Genomic DNA, 1,404 nt, shown 5'->3' on the forward strand with positions numbered 1-1,404 from the left:
GGCTCTATAATATTTGTAGTGGGTAAATCCCCTATAGATATTATGGAGCCTATTTTGTTGTAGAAAAAAAGTCCCATATGACCTATAATGAAAAGCGACAAAACAACTCATTAGAAAGATTCATATGGAACAATTACATTTTATCACAAAACTCCTTGATATTAAAGACCCAAACATCAAGATTGTAGATATCATCAATATGGATACTCACAAAGAAATCAGCGCTAAACTGGATTATGAGGCTCCATCTTGCCCTGAGTGCGGATGTCAAATGAAGAAATATGACTTCCAAAAACCGTCGAAAATTCCTTATCTTGAAACAACTGGTATGCCTACTAGAATCCTCCTTAGAAAGCGTCGATTCAAGTGCTATCATTGCTCGAAAATGATGGTCGCTGAGACTTCTATCGTCAAGAAGAATCATCAAATTCCTCGTATTATCAACCAAAAAATTGCGCAAAAGTTAATTGAAAAGACTTCTATGACTGATATTGCCCATCAGCTATCCATTTCAACTTCAACTGTCATTCGTAAACTCAATGACTTTCACTTTAAGCATGATTTTTCTCGTCTTCCAGAGATTATGTCTTGGGACGAGTACGCCTTTACTAAGGGAAAGATGAGCTTTATTGCACAAGATTTTGATAATCTCAACATCATCACTGTTCTTGAAGGCAGAACACAAGCTATCATCCGCAATCACTTTCTTCGCTACGATAGAGCGGTTCGCTGTCAGGTGAAAATCATTACTATGGATATGTTTAGTCCTTACTATAACTTGGCTAAACAGCTTTTTCCTTATGCTAAAATCGTTCTAGATCGTTTTCACATTGTGCAACATCTTAGCCGTGCTATGAGTCGTGTCCGTGTTCAAATCATGAATCAATTTGATAGAAAATCCCATGAATACAAAGCTATCAAGCGCTACTGGAAGCTCATTCAACAGGATAGTCGTAAACTAAGTGATAAACGTTTTTATCGCCCTACTTTTCGCATGCACTTAACAAATAAGGAGATTCTAGACAAGCTTTTGAGCTATTCAGAAGACTTGAGACACCACTATAATCTCTATCAGCTCTTGCTTTTTCACTTTCAGAACAAGGAGCCAGACAAATTTTTCGGACTCATTGAGGACAATCTTAAACAGGTTCATCCTCTTTTTCAGACTGTCTTTAAGACATTTCTCAAGGACAAAGAGAAAATTGTCAACGCCCTTCAACTACCCTATTCCAACGCCAAATTGGAAGCGACCAATAATCTCGTTAAACTTATCAAACGAAATGCCTTTGGATTTCGGAACTTTGACAACTTTAAGAAACGAATTTTCATCGCTCTGAATATAAAAATGAAGAGGACATCAATTGTCCTCTCCAGATGTTAGTTTTTATTCAACCCACTACAGTT

The 1,404-nt window shown here is 37.0% G+C and carries 1 protein-coding gene; it reads left to right on the plus strand.

Features of this window, described 5'->3' with window-relative positions:
* The first annotated feature begins 124 nt into the window (after positions 1–124).
* Entirely contained in the window at positions 125–1,381 is a 1,257-nt protein-coding gene (locus tag QM867_RS10675; RefSeq protein WP_153225811.1) for an ISL3 family transposase, read from the plus strand.
* Positions 1,382–1,404 lie beyond the last annotated feature (23 nt).

This window comes from Streptococcus infantis (assembly GCF_047463635.1).
Lineage (GTDB): Bacteria > Bacillota > Bacilli > Lactobacillales > Streptococcaceae > Streptococcus > Streptococcus infantis_W.

Excerpts from the sequence above, each read along its gene's own strand:
- QM867_RS10675 (WP_153225811.1), top strand. The coding sequence starts at position 125 with ATGGAACAATTACATTTTATCACAAAACTCCTTGATATTAAAGACCCA.